The sequence below is a fragment of the Saccharothrix deserti genome (genome assembly GCF_009769385.1).
GTDB lineage: Bacteria > Actinomycetota > Actinomycetes > Mycobacteriales > Pseudonocardiaceae > Actinosynnema > Actinosynnema deserti.
On record NZ_VKAB01000049.1, the window covers coordinates 46,974 to 62,962 of the forward strand.

Sequence of the window (15,989 nt, forward strand, 5' to 3'; positions counted from 1 at the left end):
CACTCGACTCCGGGCCGCTCACAGCTGGGCCAGCGGAACGTGCCGCATGTGGTGCGCCTTGGCCACCTCGGCCTGCACGATGGTGCCGCGCACCGCGTTCACACCCTTCGCCAACGCCGGATCGTCGCTGATCGCCCGTCGGAAACCCTTGTCCGCCAACGCAGTCACGTACGGCAGTGTGACGTTCGTGAGCGCCCACGTCGAGGTGTGCGGCACCGCGCCCGGCATGTTCGCCACGCAATAGAAGACGGAATCGTGCACCCGGTAAGTCGGATCGTCGTGCGTGGTGGGCCGCGAGTCGGCGAAGCACCCGCCCTGGTCGATGGCGATGTCCACGAGCACCGACCCGGACCGCATGGTCGACACCAGGTGGTTGTCCACCAGCGTCGGCGCCTTCGCCCCCGGCACCAGCACCGCGCCGATCACCAGGTCCGCCCACCGACAGGCCTTCTCCACCTCGTACGAGTTGCTGGCCACCGTCTGCAGGTGGCCGCGGTAGCCGAAGTCGATCTGGCGCAGCCGGTTGACGTTGGTGTCCAGCACGACCACCTCCGCCTGCATGCCGAGCGCCACCGCGGCGGCGTTCATCCCGGCCACGCCCGCCCCGATCACCACGACCTTGCCCGCCGGCACCCCCGGCACGCCGCCGAGCAGCACACCGCGCCCGCCCTGGTTGCGTTCCAGGCAGTGCGCGCCGACCTGGGCGGCCATCCGTCCCGCGACCTCGCTCATCGGCGCGAGCAACGGCAGCGAACCGTCGGCCAGTTGCACGGTCTCGTAGGCGATGGCGTCGATCCCGGAGGCGACGACAGCGCGCGTGCACTGGGCGTTGGCGGCGAGGTGCAGGTAGGCGAACAGGGTCTGGCCCGGTCGCATCCGGTGGAACTCCTCGGTGACCGGCTCCTTGACCTTGAGCACCAGCTCGGCGTCGCCCCACACGTCGTCGGCGTGCGGCGCGATGTGCGCGCCGGCCGCGACGAACTCGTCGTCCGGGATCGAGGACCCGTCGCCCGCGCCGGCCTCGATCAGCACGCGGTGCCCCCGCCGCACCAGTTCCACCACACCCGCCGGGGTGATGGCGACCCGGTACTCGCGGACCTTCACCTCTCGTGGAATTCCGACCAGCACCTTTGAAGCGTAGGTCGACCAGCGAGTTCCGGCTCGACCAGCGCTCGCGGGCTGTTAGCGTTTTACCCGTGTCGGAACCACACCAGGTGCGCATCGGCGACCAGCAGCGCGAAGAGGCGATCAGTGCGCTGAACGACCACTTCGCGGCCGGTCGGCTTGAGATCGGCGAGTACGAGCAGCGCGTCGGCTACGCGTCCGCGGCCCAGTCCGCGCAGGAGCTGGCCGCCCTGTTCCACGACCTGCCGCTGCCGCACCCGGTGTTCGTGCCGCCCACGTACCCGCCGACGGCCACGTACCCGCCTCCGCCGCCCGGCTACCCGACCACTCCCGGCCACGGCATCCCCGGCCACGGCACCGCGGGCTACCCGCCTCCCGGCTACGCGCCCGGTTACGCGGACCCGTCCCAGGCCTACCCGCCCGGCTTCAACCCGAACGCGCCGTACGGCGTGGACCCGTTCACCGGCCAGCCGCTGTCGGACAAGTCGCGCATCGCGGCGGGCGTGCTGCAACTGGCGCTGCCGTTCGGCATCGGCCGGTTCTACATCGGCGACACCGCGATCGGCATCGCGCAGCTGCTCACGTGCGGCGGCTGCGGCATCTGGTCGTTGATCGACGGGATCATCCTGCTGGTCAACGGCGGCACCGACGCCCAGGGCCGCAAGCTACGCGACTAGGTTCCGCACGAGCATCCACGTGACGGCCAGCGCCACCACCGGCACGCCGACCTTCCGCGACACCGGAGGCGTCGGCCTGCCGTCCCTGGCCGCCCGGAACCACCGCACCCACAGCCACGCCAGCAACGGCAGCCCGGCGACCAGCATGACGGCGTTGAAGTGCCAGGCGCCGACCAGATCGCCGTGCAACAGGGCGTGGACCATCCGGGTCGACCCGCAGGCCGGGCACTGGATCCCGGTCAACGCATAAAGCGGACAGGGCGGCAACAACGACCCGGGCTGGTTGGGGTCGACGACCAGCAGCACCCCGCACCCGACCACCGCCGCCGCGGCCACCGCCAACGGACCTCGCACCCCGCCCACACCCCCATCATCCCGAGAGTCCTACGTTCAGAACGCGTGTGTCCTACATTCAGAGCGCGAGTGTCCTACATTCAGAACGCGAGAGTCCTACATTCAGAACGCGAGAGTCCTACGTTCGCGTACCCCGAGTTCAACACTCAGGTTCGCCGGCCGCCGTTCTGAGCGTTGAACTCAGGTGTTCTGAACGTAGGACACACGCAACGCGAACGTAGGACACACCGGTGGGTTGTGCGGTCAGGACTGGCGGGCGGCGAAGCGGGTCGGGCGGTCGCGGAACGGGGCGTCGGACGGGCGGCCGTGGGCGTGGCCGGTGACCACGGCGTGCGCGGCGAGGAGGCCGGACACGGCGGGGCCGTTCACGATCTCCCCCGCCAATGCCATGTCCACCGCCTCGGCCAACGGGAAGCTCTTCGCCTCCATGTCGGCCTCTTCCTCGCCTTGCACGTCGCGGTCCACCACGGTGATCCCTCGGGCCAGGAACACCCGCACCACCTCGTCGGTGAACCCGGGCGACACGGCGACGTCCACCAACGTCACCCACTCCGACGCGGCGAGCCCGACCTCCTCGGCCAGTTCCCGCCGCGCCGCCGCCAACGGCGACTCGTCACCCTCGTCCAACAACCCGGCCGGCAGCTCCCACAGCCGCCGCCCCAACGGGTGCCGGTACTGGTGGACCAACGTCACCGCACCGGCCTCGTCCAAGGCCACCACCGCCACCGCACCGAGGTGTTCCACCACCTCGCGCGACGCCGTACCGCCACCAGGCATGGCGACCTCGTCCACCCGCAACGCCACGACCCGCCCGACGTGCACGTCCCGGGACGACACCGCCTCGAACGCGTGCCGCCCCAACCCGGAACCGCCCGACGCCGAACCGCCCGACGCCGAAGAACCGCCCGACACCCCGGAACCGCCCGACGTCACTGCGCGGCCCCCGCGGTCTCGGGCAGCGGCAGCCGGTCGGCCAGCCGGTAGTCCAACGCCGCCTTCACGAACGCCGCGAACAGCGGGTGCGGACGCGTCGGACGCGACTTCAGCTCCGGGTGCGCCTGCGTCGCCACGAAGAACGGGTGCACGTCGGCGGGCAGCTCCACGAACTCCACCAGCCGCCCGTCCGGCGACGTCCCGGAGAACACCAACCCCGCCGACGACAACCGCTCCCGGTAAGCGTTGTTGACCTCGTACCGGTGCCGGTGCCGCTCGGACACCTCCAGCGACCCGTACGCCGAAGCCACCTGCGACCCGGGCACCAGCGACGCCGGGTACGCGCCGAGCCGCATCGTGCCGCCCATGTCCCGCTGCCCGGAGACGACGTCCTCCTGGTCGGCCATGGTGCTGATCACCGGCGAACCGGTGTCCTCGAACTCCGACGAGTTCGCGTCCGCGATACCCGCGAGGTTCCGCGCCGCCTCGATGACCAGGCACTGCAACCCCAGGCACAGCCCCAGCAGCGGGATGCCGCGGGTCCGCGCGTAGGTGATCGCACCGATCTTGCCCTCGATGCCGCGCACCCCGAACCCGCCGGGGATGAGGACCGCGTCGAGCCCGCCCAGGGCGTGCGAGGCGCCGGACGGCGTCTGGCACTCGTCGGACGGCACCCACACGATCTCGACCTTGGTGCGGTGCGCGAACCCGCCCGCGCGCAGCGCCTCGGTCACCGACAGGTAGGCGTCGGGCAGGTCGACGTACTTGCCGACCAGAGCGATGCGCACCTTCTCGGACGGGTTGTGCACGCGGTCGAGCAGATCGCCCCACACGGTCCAGTCGACGTCGCGGAACGGCAGGTCGAGCCGCCGCACCACGTACGCGTCCAGGCCCTCGCCGTGCAGCACCTTGGGGATGTCGTAGATGGACCGCGCGTCCACCGCCGCCACCACGGCCTCGGTGTCCACGTCGCACATCAGGCCGATCTTGCGCTTCAACGCGTCCGGGATCTCCCGGTCCGCCCGGCACACGATGGCGTCGGGCTGGATGCCGATGTTGCGCAGCGCGGCGACGGAGTGCTGCGTCGGCTTGGTCTTCAGCTCGCCCGACGGCGCCAGGTACGGCACCAGCGAGACGTGCAGGAAGAACACGTTGTCGCGGCCGACGTCGTGGCGCACCTGCCGGCACGCCTCCAGGAACGGCAGCGACTCGATGTCGCCGACCGTGCCGCCGACCTCGGTGATCACCACGTCGGGCTTGACGCCGTCGGCGCCGGGCTCGGCCATGGCCCGGATGCGCCGCTTGATCTCGTCGGTGATGTGCGGGATCACCTGGACGGTGTCGCCCAGGTACTCGCCGCGCCGCTCCTTGGCGATGACCTCGGAGTACACCTGCCCGGTGGTGACGTTCGCGTCACCGGACAGGTCGCGCGCCAGGAACCGCTCGTAGTGGCCGATGTCGAGGTCGGTCTCCGCGCCGTCGTCGGTGACGAACACCTCGCCGTGCTGAAACGGGTTCATCGTGCCCGGATCCACGTTCAGGTAAGGATCCAGCTTCTGCATGGTCACCCGAAGACCACGTGCGGTGAGCAGCTGACCGAGGCTCGACGCGGTCAACCCCTTGCCGAGGGACGACGCGACACCCCCGGTGACGAAAACGTGCTTGGTCGTACGTGCCTGCTGCACCAAGGAGGCTCCCCGTGGTCTGGATTTCCGCTAGGGGCCGGCTGCGGTGGTTCCGCACAGCTCAGCGCCCTGTCCACGGGCCCTAACGCTAACACGCCACCGGTCACCCAGCGCGCTGGTGGGTCCGATGGCGTGTCACTCGGATGGCCTACGGCCGCTCGAACAGGAGATCACCGGCCCGCGAACGACGCGGAAACACCCGTTCCACCCCTCCGAACCCCCGGCGTGGTCAGCCCGCCATCCCCGGCGCGGGCCCCTCCGCGTTGCCCGCCACCCCGTACCGCCCGGCCTTGTCCTTCAGCTGCTCCCGCAACGCCAGCACCGTCACCACCCGCCCGGCCGCGGTGTCCAGGTTGTCCACGGTCGACAGCACCGACGTCGCCGCCGTGTCCGCCCGCACGACACCGACCGGGCCGGTCCCGTCAGCCGACCCCGCGCCACCCGCCAGCACCGCGCCCGCACCGGACCGGTCGAGCTGGGTCGCGAACCTCGCCACCACCGCCGCCCGGTCGGCCGCCGAGTCGCCGCCCACCGCGCCACCGGTCAGCACCACGGCCAGCTGCGCCGGCCGCAACCCCTGCCCCGGCCTGACGAACCCGGCGCTCGCCAACCCGCCCAACGCCGCCGCCAGCTCGTCCGGCGTGGCCTGCGGCTGGTTGTCCGCCTTGTCGATCAACAGCAGCGAGCCGAGCAGACCGCCCGCCCGCGTGCCGGGATCGGAACCGGTGGGCAGCTGGGTGCCCGCGGGCTGGAGCCGGGCGACCAGGTTGAGCAGCTGGTCGGCCTTGTCCGGGTCGGCGAACGACTCGGTGAGCTGGAGTTCGCCGGTGACCGTCGCACCCGCCGCGCGCAGCAGCTCGGCCAGCGCGTCCCGGTCGTTCGGCTTGGCGTCGGCGGTGGTGACGAGCACGACGGTCCGCTCGGCCAGCTGCCCCTTCACCGCCAGCGGGCCGATGGAGGTGGCGAACCGGTCCGCGTCGGCGAGCCGCGCGTCCAGCGCGTTGCGCTGCGCCTGCAGCGAGGCGACCTCCTTGCCCAACGCGCTGTTGTCGTCGTTGAGCCCGGACAGCAGCCGGCCGCTGATCGCGGTGGAACCCAGCACCACCCCGACGGCCAGGGACAGGAACACCGCGGTGAGGGAGACGATGTGGTAGCGCAGCGAGATCACCCGAACAACCCCTTCAACCAGTCGACGACGGATCGGAACGCGTCAGCGGCGAGGTCGACGTAGACCTGCCCGATCCCGGACACCGCCAGCGCGGCCACCATCGCCACGACGACGGCCAGCACCAGCAGCACGATCGAGCCCGACGACACCCGGTTGCGGTGCAGCGTCGCGACGGCGTGCCCGTCCACGAGCTTGTTGCCGAGCTTCAACCGGGTCAGGAACGTCGAGGGCGTGGACCCGCAGTTGCCGCGGTCGAGGAACTCGCGCAGACCGGCCTGGACGCCGACGGTCACCACGAGGGTCGCGCCGTGCGCCTCGGCCACCAGCAGCGCCAGGTCCTCGGAGTTGCCGGTCGCGGGGAACGTCACCGCGCCGATGCCCAGGTCCTGGATGCGCTCCAGACCGGGCGCGTGGCCGTCGATCTGCGCGGGCACCACCACCTCGGAGGCGGACTTCAACGTCGCGGTGCCGATGGCGTCCGGGTCGCCCACGATGATGTCCGGTTTGAACCCGGCGTCGTGCAGGGTGTCCGCGCCCGCGTCCACACCGATCAGCACCGGCCGGTACTCGCGGATGTACTTGCGCAGTTTGCGCAGCTCCTCGGCGTGCCGGGGACCGCCCGCGACGACCAGCACCTGCCGGTCGCGGATCGGCACGTACACCTCGGGCACGCCGACGCCGTCGAGGATCAGCGCCCGCTCCCGGCGCAGGAACTCGATGGTGTTCGCGGAGAACGCCTCCAGCTGCGCGGCCATGCCCGCCTTGGCCTCGATCATCGAGTCGGCGATCGACTCGGCGTTCTGCTCGACGCCGCGCGCGACCACCCGCTTTCCGACGAACACCATGCCCTCGTGCAGCCGCAGCTCCGTGCCGTCCTTCACCTCGCGCAGCACCGACGTGCCGACGCCGTCGATCAACGGGATGCCCGCCTCGACCAGCAGCTCCGGACCGAGGTTCGGGAACCGGCCGGAGATGGACGGCGAGGCGTTGACCACGCCCACCACCTCGGCGTGGACCAGGGCCTCGGCCGTGCGGCGGTCGATGTCGACGTGGTCGATGACCGCGATGTCACCGGGACTCAGCCGGCGCAGCAGGTCGCCCGACCGGCGATCGACCCGTGCCACGCCGGTGACGCCTGGCAGTTCGTCGTGCGTGCGGCCGAGCAACCCGGAGAGCTTCATGAACCGATGGTGACTCAGATCGCACGCGGTTAGGCGGCCAACACGCCGAGTGGTCCGGGCTGGTCAGTGGCGTCAGTGCTCCACAGTGGACGGATTACCCCCGGTAGGGTGACGGCGGTCGTCGTCCGCCGGACCGGGCTCGGCGGGCGGCGCGGGGGACACCGGATCGACCACCGGATCAGCCACCGGATCGGCCGCGGGCACGTCCAGCTCGGAGACCGGGATCGCGATGCCGAACGGCGGCGTGTCGTCGTCGTCCACCTGGTACACCGACACCCCGCCGGGACGCGGCGCGCGCGGCGGCCAGTCCTGCGCCAGCACGCCGCCGACGAGCATCACCACGGCCGCGACCCCGAGCACCCACGTGCCCGCGCCGACGAACTCCTTCGTGTTGCTGATGGAGGCCGGGGCGCTGCCGAACAGCAGTCGCAACGTCTCCAGCGCCGTCCACAGCGTGCCGACGAGCAGCCCGAACCCGGCGAGCACACCGAACCGGCCGATCGCCGCCTGCAACGACGAGCGCAGCTGCAGACCAGCGCCGAGACCGGCCAGGACGGCGGCGGCCACCAGGCTGTACCCGTAAGTGGGGTAGACCGACGCGTCGTTCACGTTCACCGGCGGCGCCGGCTCCTCCACCAGCTCCCACGGGGTGAGCGCGTACATCCTCCGCACACCGCCCGGTGGCCCGTCCGTCCCGTACACGACGACGGTGTCCACCCCGTACAGCGGGAACAACGAACCCAGCACCACCAGCAGCGCCCCCGCGCCGATCGTGATGGCGGCGATCGCACGCCGGCTCATGTGGCCTTCTCCTCGGGTCCGGAGGGATGCCGGGGCTCAGCGGGACGCCGAACGGCGGGATACCCAGTGTCCCCGTCGCCCAGCCGCCACACCACCACCGTCCCGGCGACCCGTCGGCACGCGCGGCACGCAGGCCACCCGCCTCACGACGAACCGCCCGGCCCGTCGTCGGACCGGCGCCCGTACTCGGACTCCGGGATCTGCGCGATCTCGATGCTCTGCACCGGGATCCCGAACGGCGGCGTGTCCGTGTCGTCGTCCACCCCGTCGTCCGCGCTGTCGTCCACCCGGTACACCACCGGCCCCTCGGGACGCGGCTCCGCGCCGCCGCGACCCCCGTGCACCAGCACCACGCCCGCCACCGCGACCAGCACCGCCCCGATCAGCACACCGACACCGGAACCTGCTTCCGTGGTGTAGCCGGGGAAGTCCGAATCGCGGGCGTTGCCGACCGCCGCCACGACGGCCATGACCACCGCCCACACCGCGCCGGCCAGCAGACCCGTGCCGACGATCGCGGTGTAGCGGCCGGCCAGGCGCTGCGTCTCCGGCAGGAACACCAACGCCGACGCGACCGCCAGCAGCACCGCGGCGATCACGATCGGCACCCCGTACTGCGGGGTCCGGAACAACGCGAGGTCCGCCTCCGTGGTCCCGCCCACGCCGGTGACCTCCCACGACGTCATGGCGAACCCGAGCCGGATGCCCGCGACCTCGTTGCCCTCCCAGAACAACGGCAGGAACGTGCCGACCGCGGCCGTGACACCGGCCACCACCAGCAAGGCCGCGCCGAGCGGCCGCCGGCTCACTTCTTCTTCGCCTTGCGCCGCACCACGGGCACGCTCTCCTTGTCGGCCTTCGCCGCCGCCAGCAGCTCCTCGGCGTGCGCACGGCCCGTGTCGGTGGAGTCCATGCCCGCGAGCATCCGGGCCAGCTCGACCACCCGCTGCGACTCGTCCAGCCTCCGCACACCGCTGCGGGTCAGCACGCCGTCCGCGGTCTTGTCGACCACCAGGTGCCGGTCCGCGAACGCGGCGACCTGCGGCAGGTGCGTGACCACGATGACCTGGTGGCTGCGCGCCAACCGGGCCAGCCGGCGGCCGACCTCCACCGCCGCCCGACCGCCGACACCGGCGTCGACCTCGTCGAACACCAGCGTGGGCACCGGGTCGGAGTGCGACAGCACGACCTCCAACGCCAGCATCACCCGCGACAGCTCACCACCGGACGCGCCCTTGTGCACCGGCAGCGCGGGCGCGCCGGGGTGCGCGATCAGCCGCAGCTCCACGTCGTCCACACCGCTGGCGCCCGCGTGCAGCAGCTGCCCGCCGACCTTCAACGCCTGCGCGTCACCCTGCTCGGCCACCCGCGGCCGCACCGCGACCTCCACCGTGGCGTGCGGCATGGCCAGGCCCGTCAACTCCTCGGACACCGCCCGGCCCAGCTCCGCCGCCGCGGCGACCCGCTCCGCCGTCACCTGCTTCGCGTACCCGGCCAGCTCCACGGCCAGCTCGTCACGCCGCGCGGCCAGCGCCGCCAACGCCTCGTCCGACGTGTCGAGCCCGGCCAGCCGCGACGACGCGTCCTGCGCCCACGCGATCACACCGTCCACGTCCGCCGCGTACTTGCGCGTCAACGACTTCAGCTCGGCCTGGCGGGCGAGCACCTGCTCCAACCGCGCCGGGTCCGCGTCCAGGTGCTCCAGGTACGACGCGATCTCCGCGCCCACGTCGGCCAGCAGCGTCTCCGCCTCCACCAGCCGGGACTCCAGGTCGCGCAGCTTCGGGTCGTCGGAGGCCACCAGCCGCCGCCGCGCCTCGCCGATCAACCCCAGCGCGCCGGGGACGTCCGGGTCGCCGTCCGGCGAACCCGCCACCGCGTACTGCGCGCCGGACGCGGCCTCGCGCAACTGGTCGGCGTCGGCGAGCCGGCGCGCCTCGTCGACGAGTTCCTCGTCCTCACCCGGCTTCGGGTCGACCGCGGTGATCTCGGCCAGGCCGTGCCGCAGCATCTCGGCTTCACGGGCCAGCTCGTGCGACCGCGCGGTGCGCTCGGTCAGCTCCGTCGCCACCCGCAGCCACTCGTCGCGGACCTTCCGGTACGACCGCAGCGGCTCGGCGACCTCGTCACCGGCGAACCGGTCGAGCACCGCCCGCTGCTCGGCGGGCCGCAGCAGCCGCAGCTGGTCGTTCTGCCCGTGCACCGCGAGCAGCTGCTCGGCCAGCTCGGCCAGCACGCCGACCGGCACGGAACGACCGCCCAGGTGGGCCCGCGAACGACCGTCGGCGCCGACGGTGCGGATCGCGATCACGCTGCCGTCGTCGTCCGGCTCACCGCCGACCTCCTCGGCGACCTTCGCCGCCGGGCTGCCCGCGGGCGCCTGGAACCGCCCCTCGACCACCGCCTTGTCCGCGCCGTTGCGCACGCGGGACGCTTCGGCCCGACCACCGCTCAACAGGTGGAGCCCGGTGACCACCATCGTCTTGCCCGCACCGGTCTCGCCCGTCAACACGGTGAAACCGGCGTCGAGCTCAAGGGTGGCCTCGTCGATCACACCGAGGCCCTGGATGCGCATCTCGGCCAGCACATCGGAAACACTACTGGGCGACGCGGACAAAGCGTGTGTTCGGGGGCGGGTGTCCTCGTGTTGATCTAGCGGTAACCGGACCTCCCCGGCCTGATCGGGCTAGCCGGCGGGCGGACCGCGCCACCCCTGCACCGGCAGCTCGAACTTCTCCACCAGCCGGTCGGTGAACGGCCCCTGCCGCAACCGGATCAGCCGCAACGGGGTGCGACCGCCGACCACCTCGACCCGCGCGCCGGGCGGCAGGTTCACCGTGCGGCGACCGTCCGCGCACAGCACCGCCGGGTGCCCCTCCGGGTCGACCTCCAACGCCACCACGGACGCCGGCGACACGACCAGCGGCCGGGCGAACAGCGCGTGCGCGTTGCTCGGCACCACCAGCAGCGCCTGCACGTCCGGCCACACCACCGGCCCGCCGGCGGAGAACGCGTACGCCGTCGACCCGGTCGGGGTCGCCACCAGCACGCCGTCGCAGCCGAACGCCGACACCGGCCGGCCGTCCACCTCCACCACGACGTCCAGGATGCGTTCCCGGGTGCTCTTCTCGACACTGGCCTCGTTGAGCGCCCAGGTGCCCTCCAGCACCTCGCCGTCCACCCGCGCGGTGACGTCGAGCGTCATCCGCTCCTCGACCTCGTAGTCCCGGTTGATGACGTGCGTGATCGCCTCGTACAGCGCGTCCGAGTCCGCCTCGGCCAGGAACCCGACCCGGCCCAGGTTCACCCCCAGCACCGGCACACCCGCCGCCCGCGCCAACTCCGCCGCGCGCAGCAGCGTGCCGTCACCGCCCAGCACGAACACCAGCTCGGCGCCCTCGGCGGCCTTCTCGTCGGCCAGCACGACCTGCGTGTAGCACGACGGGTCCAGCTCGGGCGCCTCGTCCTCCAGCACCCGCAGCTTCACCCCGCCCGCCGCGAACCGGGCCGCGACCTCCTGGGCCACGAGCACGTTGCTGCGTCGTCCGGTGTGGACGACCAGCAGGATCTCCCTGGTCATTGGATCCCTGCTCACTGGGGTCCTTCCGCTACGGCGGCGCGCACGAGCGCGGTGGCGTCCTCGGCGTCCAAGGGCTCGCCCCGGCGCAACCAGACGAAGAACTCGACATTGCCCGACGGTCCCGGCAACGGGCTCGCGGTGACACCGTGCAGTCGCAACCCCAGCCCGGCGGCGGACGCCACGACGTCCAGCACCGCCTCGGCACGCAGCTCCGGGTCCCGCACCACACCGCCCGAGCCGAGACGTTCCTTCCCGACCTCGAACTGGGGTTTCACCATCGGCAGCAAATCGCCCTCCTCGTCGAGGCACGCGGCCAACGCCGGCAGCACCAGCCTCAACGAGATAAACGAAAGATCGGCCACCACGAGTTCAACCGGACCACCGATGTCTTCGGGCGTCAACGACCGGACGTTCGTCTTGTCCTTGACCACCACCCGGTCGTCCGTGCGCAACCGCCAGTCCAGCAGACCACGACCCACATCGGCGGCCACGACCTGCCGGGCGCCCTCGCGCAGCAGCACGTCGGTGAACCCACCCGTCGACGCGCCCGCGTCCAGGCACCGCCTGCCCTTGACGGTGATCACCTCGAACGCCTCCAGCGCGCCGACGAGCTTGTGCGCGCCACGTGAGGCGTAATTCGGGTCGTCGGTGTCACGGACCACCAGCGCGGTGTCCGTTTCGACGGCGGTGGCCGGTTTCGTCGCCACCGTGCCGCGGATGGTCACCCGGCCCTCGGCTACGAGTTGGCTCGCGTGCTCCCGTGACCTGGCCAGCCCGCGACGGACCAGTTCGGCGTCCAGCCGAGCCCTGCGCGGCACCGGTCAGACCTTGTCGATGGTGGACAACGCGGCCGTCAACGCGGTGTGCGCGTCGTCGAACCGGGCCACGTGCTCGACCACGTCGAGCTGATCCAGCCCGTCGAGACCGGCCAGGGCGTCGTCGATCCCGGCCACAGGATCGCGCGGCGGGCCGGGGAGGGGAACCTCGAAGCTCACGTGATTCAAGGTAGCCGATACAGCACGGACAGGTCGGCAGCCACGTAAGTGGGACGCTGCTCCTCGGGCAGGCCGTCCGCCTCCGCCTCCGTGGACACGCCGGTGAGCACCAGCAACGAGTCCATGCCCGCGTTCACCGCGCCCGCGATGTCGGTGTCCAGCCGATCGCCCACGACCAGGGGCCGCTGCGCGCCGGCGGACTTCGCGGCCTGCTCCAGCAACGGCGTCGCCGGCTTGCCCGCCACCAGGGGCTCCACGCCGGTCGCCGTCCTCAGCGCGGCGACCATGGCGCCGTTGCCGGGCAGCAGACCGCGCTCGGTGGGCAGCGTCGCGTCCACGTTGCACGCGACCCAGCGCGCGCCCTTCCGGATCGCGACGCACGCCTCGGCCAGCTCACGCCACCCCAGCTCCTGCGAAAGGCCCTGGACGACGGCCTGCGCGTGCTCGGCGCTGTCGGTCGGCTGGAACCCGCGCAGCCGCACCTGCTCGGCCAACGCGGCCGTGCCCAGGACCAGCACGTGCGAGCCCTGCGGCACCAGGTCCAGCAGCATCGCCGCGCCCGCCTGGGCGCTCGTGCTCACCTCGTCCAGCGCGGCGTGGAAACCCAGCTCGGTGAGGTGCTCGGCGACGGCCTCCGGCGACCGGGACGCGTTGTTCGTGACGAACCGGATGCCGGTGCCGTGCTCACGGGCGGCGGCGACCGCCTCGACCGCGCCGGGCACGGCTTCGCGGCCACGGTAGACCGTGCCGTCGAGGTCCAGGAGCAGGGCGTCGTAGCGGGCCAACAGCACAGGCTTCTCCGTTCGGTGTCCGGCTACCAACAGTCTGAAGGCTCGGCACCGTGTGGTGCCGAGCCTTCAGACGTGACTTCGGTCCTGTCTTGGTTCCGTGCTTCAGTCCTGCGGGCTGAGGTCGAACGCCCGCTCGGCCGCGTCGGTCTCGTTGTCGTCGTCGGCCTGGGCGGCGTTGAGGAACCACTTGACGGCTTCCTCGGTGCGGCCGGCGGCGGCCAGGTTGTCCGCGTAGGCGTAGAACAGGCGGGCACTCCACGGCTCACGCCGCTTCGCGTCCAGGTCGTCGCCCTGCAGCGCCACCACGGCCGCGTCCAGCTGCCCCATGTCCCGACGGGCGCCGGCCGCGACGATCCGCAGCTCCACCGCCTCTTCCGGGGACAGCAGCGACACCTGCGCCTCACGTGCCAGCTCGATGGCCCGCTCCGGACGCCCCAGCGCCCGCTCGCAGTCCGCCATCACCGCGACGTGCCCGGTGCCGTGCGACATGCGACGCGCCGTACGCAGCTCGGACAACGCCTCGGCCCACTCACCGGCGTGGTAGGCGGCCAACCCGGCGGCCTCACGAACCACCGCCACGCGCGCCGCCTTCTGCCGCGCGTACCGCGCGTGCTCCAGCGCCAACTCGGGCTCACTGTCGATCAGCATCCCCGCCGCCGCCAGGTGCCGGCCGACGATCTCGGCCAGCCCCTTGGGCAGACCGCGCAGCTCCTGCTTCACCTCGGGGTCGAGGATGGAGATGTCGGCGTCATCGGGCAGTTCAGGCGTGCGGGCACGAACGAACACCGGCTCGTCGGCGTCAACCGCGACCGCCCCCGCCTCGACCGCCTCAGCCTCCACCGCCTCAACAGGCCGGTCGGCAGTCTCTTCAGCACCAGCCTCTTCAGCGCTCTCGTCGACAACCTCGGGCGCCTCGTCCTGCTCGGCCTCCGACGTCACCGACTCGTCGATGACCGGCTCAACCGCGATCTCGACACCCTCGATGTCCGGGGTGTCGACCTCGACAGCGTCAACCGCGTCGACCTCGACCGCCTCGACATCAGCCGTGGTGCCCTCGGTGACGGCCTGGCCGTCGGTCTGCGAAGCCCGCTCCTGGAACCGCGCGGCCCGCTCACGACTGCGCTCGTCCCGACGGTCGTTGCCAGGCTTGTCGTTACCGGGCTTGTCATTGCCAGGCTTGTCGTAACGGGGCCGGTCATGGCTCGGCTTGCCGCCGTGACCCGACTTCTCGTAACGAGGCTTGTCATCACGCCGCTGGTACCCACCGCGCTCGCCACCACGGTCGCTGCTCGGCCGGTCGTCCCGACGCTGGTAACCACCACGGTCACCACTCGGCCGATCGTCACGACGCGGGTAACTGCTCCGCTCACCACCGCGATCGTCACGACGGGGGTAGCTGCTGCGCTCACCGGTAGACCGGTCGTCGCGACGCGGGTAGCCACCACGATCACCGCTGGGACGGTCACTGCTCGACCGGTCACTGCTCGACCGATCGTCACGCGGCCGGTACTCACGACGCTCACCGCCGCGCTCACCACCACGGTCATCCCGCCGGTCATCGCGCCGGGGATAGCCGCCACGGTCACTGCTCGGCCGGTCGTCCCGACGCTGGTAACCACCACGGTCACCACTCGGCCGATCGTCACGACGCGGATAGCTGCTCCGCTCACCGCCACGATCGTCACGACGCGGGTAACTGCTGCGCTCACCACCGCGGTCGTCCTTGCGGAACCCACCACGGTCACTGCTGGGCCGGTCGTCCCGACGCTGGTAACCACCACGGTCACCACTCGGCCGGTCATCGCGACGCGGATAGCTGCTGCGCTCACCAGTCGACCGGTCGTCCCGACGCGGGTAACTGGTCCGCTCGCCACCACGATCATCCCGACGCTGGTAACCGCCGCGATCACTGCTGGAACGGTCACTGCTGGAACGGTTGCCGCTGGAACGGTCGTCGCGGCGGGGGTAGCTGCTGCGCTCACCACGGTCAGAGCCGCCGCCGGCACCACGGTCGGAACCGCGATCGGAGCCACGGTCATCTCGCCGGTCGTAACGAGGCCGCTCACCACGGCTGTCGTCGCGCCGGAACCCGCCCCGGTCACCGGTGCGGTCGTCGCGACGCGGGTAACCACCGCGATCGTCACGGGGCTTGTCATAACGGGGACGCTCACCGGAATCCCGGCGGAAGCCACCACCCCGGTTGTCGTCCCGGCGCGGTGCAGCGCCACGGTCGTCACGGGGCTTGTCGTAGCGAGGGCGCTCGCCACGGTTGTCATCTCGACGGTCGCCACCGCGAGGCTTGTCGTAGCTCGGTCGGTCGTCGCGGCGCGGATAACCGCCGGTCGACCGTTCACCACCGCGGGCGTCACGGCCGCCGCCAGTGCTCGGCTTGCGGCTTCCCTGGGCACGGCCACCGTCATCGGATCGGCGCGGTCGGTCTCCCTGGCCACGCTGACGGTCGCCGGGTCGATCCCCGAACCTGGACACTTGCTCCTCCTACTGTGGACACGCCGAAAGGGCTTGCGGTTTGGAGCACAAATCAATGTGCCCCCAACCACAAGCCCTTTCAGGGAAGAATGTTCGGCGGCGTCCTACTCTCCCACACCCTCACGAGTGCAGTACCATCGGCGCTGGAAGGCTTAACTACCGGGTTCGGAATGGGACCGGGTGTTCCCCAACCGCAATGACCACCGAAACAC

Annotated in this window: 16 protein-coding genes and 1 rRNA gene; 1 reads left to right on the top strand and 16 read right to left on the bottom strand. The window is 71.7% G+C overall.

Annotated features, from left to right (window positions below; translation table 11 throughout):
• Positions 1 to 18 precede the first annotated feature (18 nt).
• Positions 19 to 1,128: an alanine dehydrogenase gene (ald, locus tag FM051_RS43725; RefSeq protein ID WP_158852991.1), complete on the bottom strand. Its 1,110-nt coding sequence runs from the start codon at positions 1,126 to 1,128 to the stop codon at positions 19 to 21.
• A gap of 68 nt (positions 1,129 to 1,196) precedes the next feature.
• On the opposite strand from ald, the gene FM051_RS43730 reads away from it, so the two are divergent.
• Positions 1,197 to 1,802: a DUF1707 domain-containing protein gene (locus tag FM051_RS43730; RefSeq protein WP_158852992.1), complete on the top strand. Its 606-nt coding sequence runs from the start codon at positions 1,197 to 1,199 to the stop codon at positions 1,800 to 1,802.
• Here FM051_RS43730 and FM051_RS43735 read toward each other — a convergent pair.
• The 15 genes from FM051_RS43735 to rrf all read right to left on the bottom strand — a co-directional run bounded on the left by FM051_RS43735 (position 1,791) and on the right by rrf (position 15,985).
• The gene (locus FM051_RS43735) at positions 1,791 to 2,165 is read right to left on the bottom strand and encodes a DUF2752 domain-containing protein (protein WP_158852993.1); all 375 of its coding nucleotides are present in this window, start codon (positions 2,163 to 2,165) and stop codon (positions 1,791 to 1,793) included. The genes FM051_RS43730 and FM051_RS43735 overlap by 12 nt on opposite strands.
• Before the next feature lie 234 nt (positions 2,166 to 2,399).
• The gene (locus FM051_RS43740) at positions 2,400 to 3,017 is read right to left on the bottom strand and encodes an NUDIX domain-containing protein (protein WP_202919357.1); all 618 of its coding nucleotides are present in this window, start codon (positions 3,015 to 3,017) and stop codon (positions 2,400 to 2,402) included.
• Positions 3,018 to 3,085: 68 nt separating this feature from the next.
• On the bottom strand, positions 3,086 to 4,777 hold the full coding sequence (locus FM051_RS43745; protein ID WP_158852994.1) for a CTP synthase: 1,692 nt from the start codon (positions 4,775 to 4,777) through the stop codon (positions 3,086 to 3,088).
• A 226-nt stretch (positions 4,778 to 5,003) separates the two neighbouring features.
• Positions 5,004 to 5,942 (bottom strand): copper transporter, encoded by a 939-nt coding sequence (locus tag FM051_RS43750; protein ID WP_158852995.1) that lies wholly within the window; start codon positions 5,940 to 5,942, stop codon positions 5,004 to 5,006.
• Positions 5,939 to 7,123 carry a putative cytokinetic ring protein SteA gene (gene steA, locus FM051_RS43755; protein ID WP_158852996.1) on the bottom strand — a complete coding sequence of 395 codons (1,185 nt, stop codon included), beginning with the start codon at positions 7,121 to 7,123 and terminating at the stop codon, positions 5,939 to 5,941. Before steA ends, FM051_RS43750 begins: the two co-directional genes overlap by 4 nt.
• Before the next feature lie 72 nt (positions 7,124 to 7,195).
• Positions 7,196 to 7,924 (bottom strand): hypothetical protein, encoded by a 729-nt coding sequence (locus FM051_RS43760; protein ID WP_158852997.1) that lies wholly within the window; start codon positions 7,922 to 7,924, stop codon positions 7,196 to 7,198.
• 143 nt (positions 7,925 to 8,067) lie between these two features.
• Positions 8,068 to 8,733: a hypothetical protein gene (locus FM051_RS43765; protein WP_158852998.1), complete on the bottom strand. Its 666-nt coding sequence runs from the start codon at positions 8,731 to 8,733 to the stop codon at positions 8,068 to 8,070.
• Positions 8,730 to 10,511: a DNA repair protein RecN gene (recN, locus tag FM051_RS43770; protein ID WP_158852999.1), complete on the bottom strand. Its 1,782-nt coding sequence runs from the start codon at positions 10,509 to 10,511 to the stop codon at positions 8,730 to 8,732. Before recN ends, FM051_RS43765 begins: the two co-directional genes overlap by 4 nt.
• 99 nt (positions 10,512 to 10,610) lie before the next feature.
• Positions 10,611 to 11,504: an NAD kinase gene (locus FM051_RS43775; protein WP_158853011.1), complete on the bottom strand. Its 894-nt coding sequence runs from the start codon at positions 11,502 to 11,504 to the stop codon at positions 10,611 to 10,613.
• Positions 11,505 to 11,515: 11 nt separating this feature from the next.
• On the bottom strand, positions 11,516 to 12,322 hold the full coding sequence (locus tag FM051_RS43780; RefSeq protein WP_158853000.1) for a TlyA family RNA methyltransferase: 807 nt from the start codon (positions 12,320 to 12,322) through the stop codon (positions 11,516 to 11,518).
• Positions 12,323 to 12,325: 3 nt separating this feature from the next.
• A complete protein-coding gene (locus tag FM051_RS51045) occupies positions 12,326 to 12,499 on the bottom strand; it encodes a hypothetical protein (protein WP_179118254.1) in 174 nt (57 codons plus the stop codon).
• Positions 12,500 to 12,504: 5 nt separating this feature from the next.
• Positions 12,505 to 13,290 carry an HAD-IIA family hydrolase gene (locus tag FM051_RS43785; RefSeq protein WP_158853001.1) on the bottom strand — a complete coding sequence of 262 codons (786 nt, stop codon included), beginning with the start codon at positions 13,288 to 13,290 and terminating at the stop codon, positions 12,505 to 12,507.
• Positions 13,291 to 13,392: 102 nt separating this feature from the next.
• Entirely contained in the window at positions 13,393 to 14,229 is an 837-nt protein-coding gene (locus FM051_RS43790; RefSeq protein WP_238413093.1) for a tetratricopeptide repeat protein, read from the bottom strand.
• On the bottom strand, positions 14,226 to 15,740 hold the full coding sequence (locus FM051_RS51050) for a hypothetical protein (RefSeq protein WP_158853002.1): 1,515 nt from the start codon (positions 15,738 to 15,740) through the stop codon (positions 14,226 to 14,228). The genes FM051_RS43790 and FM051_RS51050 overlap by 4 nt, the downstream gene beginning before the upstream one ends.
• Positions 15,741 to 15,868: 128 nt before the next feature.
• Positions 15,869 to 15,985: ribosomal RNA gene (gene rrf, locus FM051_RS43800) — 5S ribosomal RNA — on the bottom strand.
• Positions 15,986 to 15,989: the final 4 nt, after the last annotated feature.